3 protein-coding genes and 1 pseudogene are annotated in these 5,001 nt (G+C 54.0%); 1 reads left to right on the top strand and 3 read right to left on the bottom strand.

Going from position 1 to position 5,001, the window contains the following annotated elements; all coding sequences use genetic code 11:
- Positions 1–245: 245 nt before the first annotated feature.
- From H6F86_RS03980 to H6F86_RS03970, 3 genes and pseudogenes are all read right to left on the bottom strand, one after another.
- Positions 246–2,483 carry an ATP-dependent RecD-like DNA helicase gene (locus H6F86_RS03980; RefSeq protein WP_190446819.1) on the bottom strand — a complete coding sequence of 746 codons (2,238 nt, stop codon included), beginning with the start codon at positions 2,481–2,483 and terminating at the stop codon, positions 246–248.
- Positions 2,484–2,756: 273 nt separating this feature from the next.
- Positions 2,757–3,680 (bottom strand): hypothetical protein, encoded by a 924-nt coding sequence (locus H6F86_RS03975; protein ID WP_190446818.1) that lies wholly within the window; start codon positions 3,678–3,680, stop codon positions 2,757–2,759.
- A gap of 222 nt (positions 3,681–3,902) precedes the next feature.
- Positions 3,903–4,112: pseudogene (locus H6F86_RS03970) on the bottom strand (tyrosine-type recombinase/integrase); the annotation flags it as partial.
- Positions 4,113–4,312: 200 nt separating this feature from the next.
- Between H6F86_RS03970 and H6F86_RS03965 the strand changes: the two are divergent.
- Complete coding sequence (locus H6F86_RS03965; RefSeq protein WP_190446816.1) at positions 4,313–4,762, top strand: GNAT family N-acetyltransferase; 450 nt, start codon at positions 4,313–4,315, stop codon at positions 4,760–4,762.
- Positions 4,763–5,001 lie beyond the last annotated feature (239 nt).

Raw genomic sequence — 5,001 nt, 5'->3', positions numbered from 1 at the left:
GCGTGGTTGAAAAGTCGTATTCGCAAACACTTACGTGCTGCCACTCCTTTGCGCGATGCGATGGAAACCGTGCTCAAGCAGGCTGCGTCCTAACTTCTATGGCGGTAGCTATACATAGAGGTTGAAGGCGAGGAGTACCAGTACGCTCTCGGTAGCGGTTTTACTGTGCTCGGCTCTAACCCATTATGTTCAGGGCATTTGCATCGAAGCCACTTGGCTAGCAACAGCTCTAATGTAACGATCGATCATCGCGCCTCTCGTAGCCGCTGATCTAGGAGCGTATAGCGCTGTTGGTCTTTCACCTGTCGCACGGCAAGGGCGATCGCCTTCTGGGTGCCAACCAGGATCGCCAGTTGTTTGGCACGAGTGAGTCCGGTATAGATGAGATTACGCGACAGCATCAGGTAGTGCTGCATGTAGATGGGCAGCACCACGACCGGATACTCGCTGCCCTGGCTCTTATGGATGGTCACTGCCCACGCCAACGTAATTTCGTTGAGATCGGCATAGTCGTAACTCACCAAGCGCTCAGCAAAGCGAACCGTCACGTCCTGTTCTTCGACATCGATCGCGGCAATCGTGCCCAAATCACCATTGAAGACTTCCCGGTCATAGTCGTTGACTTTTTGGATGACGCGATCGCCTACCCGTAAAGTCATCCCACTCCGTACCAATTCAGCTTTTGAAGAATTGGGTGGATTAATGAGTTGTTGCAAGACAGTGTTGAGGTGCCGCGTACCCACCACCCCTCGCGTCATGGGACAAAGTACCTGCACATCGCTAGCAGGATCAACGCCCAATGCAGGCAACAAGTCGGTGATTAAGTCCTGTATCCCCTGCACGCCGTCTTCTGGCTCTGGTGCGCCGAGCCACAGGCAATCGGATTGTGGTGCAGGCGAGACGGGTTCAAGCTGCGGGAACTGTCCCTGGTTAATGCGGTGGGCGTTACTCACAATGTGACTGGCTTGTGCCTGACGGAACACTTGTGTCAGTCGCACTACCGGAATTTGCTCAGACGCGATCAAGTCCTGCAATACCGCGCCCGGTCCGACGCTGGGCAGTTGGTCGGTATCGCCGACAAGCAGGAGTTGAGAATCGAGGGCGATCGCTTTCAGCAATGAGTTTGCCAGAAAGAGATCCAGCATGGAGGCTTCATCCACCACGAGCGCCTGCGCGGGCAGCGGATTGTCCACGTCCCGCTTGAACTTCATAGTTTTGGGATCAAACTCCAACAGGCGATGCACTGTTTTCGCTTCCTGTCCGGTCATCTCGCTCAAACGCTGTGCCGCTCGTCCCGTCGGCGAGGCAAGGACAATCGTCTTGCCCATCGCTTTCCACAAAGCAACGATCGTGCGCGTGGTAAAGGTTTTGCCGCAGCCGGGTCCACCCGTGAGGATCAGCACCCGTTGACTCGCTGCCATTGTCACGGCATGGCGCTGTTGCTCCGAAAGGGCAGTGCCCGTCGTTTCGACAAAGCGATCCAGCCAGCGCTGCACACGGGCAGCATCCACCTCAAGAGGCTGTTGCAGCAGTTGCCGTACCCGGTCTGCCAGCTTTTGTTCGGCACCAAAAAAGGGCGGTGCATAGTAGCCAAATTCCTCCAGTCCAGCGATCAGGGCTTCGGTCTTGACCAACTCGCCATCCACCACCATTTGCTCACTTAAAGTTTTTACCTGTACGGGATTGGGGCGATGGTCAGCAATTTCCAAGCGCTTGACGACGCGATCGACCAGTGCTTCACCCGGTAAAAAACAGTGTCCCTCTTCCGCCGCTTCGCCCAAAACGTGCAACGTGCCAGCCCGGTAGCGAAACTCCGAACCGGGGGCAATGCCCAGATTCCGGGCGATCGCATCAGCGGTGACAAACCCAATGCCATAGACATCCGTAGCTAGTTGATAGGGGTTGTGGGTAACAGTCGTGATCGACGCATCGCCATACTGCTTGTAGATCTTGACGGCATAGGTAGTGGAAACGCCGTGACTTTGCAGAAACAGCATCACGTCTTTGATCGCTTTCTGTGTGACCCAGGCAGCTTGAATCAGCTTGACGCGCTTCTGGGCAATGCCAGGGACTTCGACCAGTCGCTCGATCTGCTGTTCAATGATGTCCAGCGTTTCCAGACCGAAGTGGGCAACGATACGTTTGGCGGTGACGGGACCCACACCTTTGATCAACCCGCTGCCCAGATATTTCTCCATCCCGGTGATGGTCGCGGGTTTGGTTTCCCGATACTGCGTGACCTGGAACTGCGTCCCGAACTTGGGATGGTCTTTCCAGGTGCCGTGCAGTTGCAGTGTCTGTCCTGCCTGGATGTTGGCGAAGTTGCCCGTAATAGTAACGAGTTCGCTGGTACGGGGTGCTTTGAGCCGCGCAACAGTGTACCCTGACTCTTCGGAATGATAGGTGAGCCGTTCGACCACGCCTTGCAGGGACTCCACGGGCGGAGCCTGATACGTTCCTGCTGGTGGGCGCGGCGCGTTCAACGCAATGCTCTAATGCTTTAGGACATCCGTATTATAGAGGGACGGCTCTGGCAAAGAAAGGCTTGGGCTAGACAGTGGTGCTATTGTTTCCGACTTTCAAGTAACAAGGAAACAAGCTGGACAACCTTGAGATTGTTTTTGCGAACCTCGATCGTAGCTTTTGATATGGGCAACAGCAGGTTAAGCTTGAGCAGCCCGCAGGTCAGCAAAAACAAGGCATCCTCATAACAAATTCTGAGGTGCCAGCGCCAGTAAGCAGAGGGTCACACCAAATCAACGTTCTAAAGGTGCACCTTTACTTCGCAGCGCCAGCAACCACTGCTGCGCTTCTGCTATCAAAACGGGATCGCCAGACTGCAAATATCGCTGCATCCGTGCGGCATAAGCAGCCGCTCGCGCCTTTGCTTTTGCAAGCTTAAGCGCGTCCAAAATCGCTTTTGTCTCAGCAGCACCAGCGACACCCTGGCTCTCAGGTACCGCAGGGAAGGCAGCACCGAGAACACCGCCCCCTATGGAAATCCCCCCAGCCCCCCCTGCTTCAGTCAATTTACTGTCTTCGGATGCCTGCTGAGGTGCATCTGAGACAGCAGAGGGTACAAGCTTATTGGTGGTGGCTGGCTGTAGCAAACCTGCTGGAGCGGCTTCAGCCTGTTGCAAAAGAGCGGAATCTGCAACGTCAGGGTGTAATGCTTCAGCCGATGGAAGGGCTGGTGGCTCTGCTAGAAACTGGGGATGCCACAGGTCTTTGTGCTTGGTGAGAGTGCTCTGGCTGATGCCATATGGAACGATGGCGTTGCGACGGGCAGTGATGTCGCTCGGCAGATTGTTGTGATTGAGTAGGTCGGAGATCGCTTGCGTGATGCGGGTACGGGCTGCCGCTTGCTGTTGTTGATTCCAGTTGGGTGCTGTACTCCGTTTCGGTTCGGGCGCATCGCCGTAGTGGTAGTAATGGCTAGTTTCAATGCTTCTTGCCCACTCCACAACTTTCTTGTCTAGTTCGTGTTGGCGGCGGCACCATTCAGCATAGCCAGGGAGTGCCTGAGCGATCGCAACGACTGCCTTAACCAGTGCTTCGCCTTCGAGGGGGGAACCGCCGTGGATGACGTGGTGAAAGACGTACTCCTGCATCGTCAGCCGACCCAGTAGGTAGTTAGTCTGTCCCGGTCCTGTCCAACCAGCGTCGATTTCCGTATCCAAATCGCTCAGGAATTTAGCGGCATTTTTGGAGAGCCGTTTGTAGTATTTAGTTTGGGGGTGTAATCAGGATAGCTGCAATTTAGTGCCACCAACTTTTGAAACCTTTACCCACTGGAACTTCCAGAGTCCACTCTTCCATAAAGAATCCTTCCTAAGAGATCACGTAGAAACAAGCGTTTCAAGCGCTCGTGGCACTAAATTACACGCATCCTGATTACACCCCGTTTTGACATCCTTGTGACCGAGTCGCTCCTGCACCGTGCGAATGTCGTAGCCATTTTGCAGGAGATGCGTCGCAAAGCTGTGACGGAAAGTATGGCCGGTGACTCGTTTCTCTACCTGAGCCAGATTTACCGCCTGCCGCACGGCTCGTTGTCTGCCTGTTTCATGGCGATGATGTCGTCGTGTGACACCACTGCGCGGATCTGGCGACAACCGATCAGACGGAAAGACTTACTGCCAAAGCCATTGGCGATCGACATGAGGCTACTTGCGTTCTAAGGCAAACGGCAGGTAGACCAAGCCATAACCGTGAGCGAGATCTTGCTGGTGTAGAGTAGGGGTGTTGTCACCGTTGATGGCGATCGTTGTGTTGCTTGCGCACGGCGGTTCAGATAGCGAAAGTAAAGCGTATGGAAGATGTCATTAAACTTCGCCTTGCTACACCAGAAGATTACGGCTTCTTGTATGCCTTACATGGCATAACTATGCATGATTACATCGAAGTGACTTGGGGCTGGGGTGAGGTGTGGCAGCAAAGCTATTTTAAGCAGCATTTCCGGCCTGAAGCCAACCAGATTATCGTGCTGCACGGTCACGAGATTGGGCATGTTGAGGTGGATGACAAGAAAGATAGAGTGCATATTGGCAACATCCAAATACTGCCGGAACACCAAAGCAAAGGCATTGGCAGTCTCATTATTTTGAAAATTATCCGACAAGCTCAACGGCAGGAGCAGCCTGTGACTCTGCAAGTGCTGAAAGTGAATCCTGCACGGCGGCTCTATAAGCGGCTGGGCTTCGTTGTCGAAGGCGAAGACGACGCCCACTTCAAGATGAAACGCGCCTTAACTCACCAATAAGCAGCACAACAAGACGCTGCACCTGACTGCCTATGCTCCGGTCGCTTCGTTCGTGCCTCACTTCGCTTCCTCCGCTCCGGCGGCAGATGAGCTGTACGTTAAGCTGCTTAGAAACTGTTTGTAAATGTATGTGAAGTAGAAGACAACTACGGTCACAAAGGCGCGATACCAGAAGAGTGACATCTACATGGCTTGAGGATATGAGTCAGCCTTACTACGACAGTGACCTGACCGATGAG

The organism is Phormidium sp. FACHB-592 (assembly GCF_014695795.1).
GTDB lineage: Bacteria > Cyanobacteriota > Cyanobacteriia > Leptolyngbyales > Leptolyngbyaceae > Stenomitos.
This window is presented reverse-complemented; position numbering and strand designations above follow the sequence as displayed.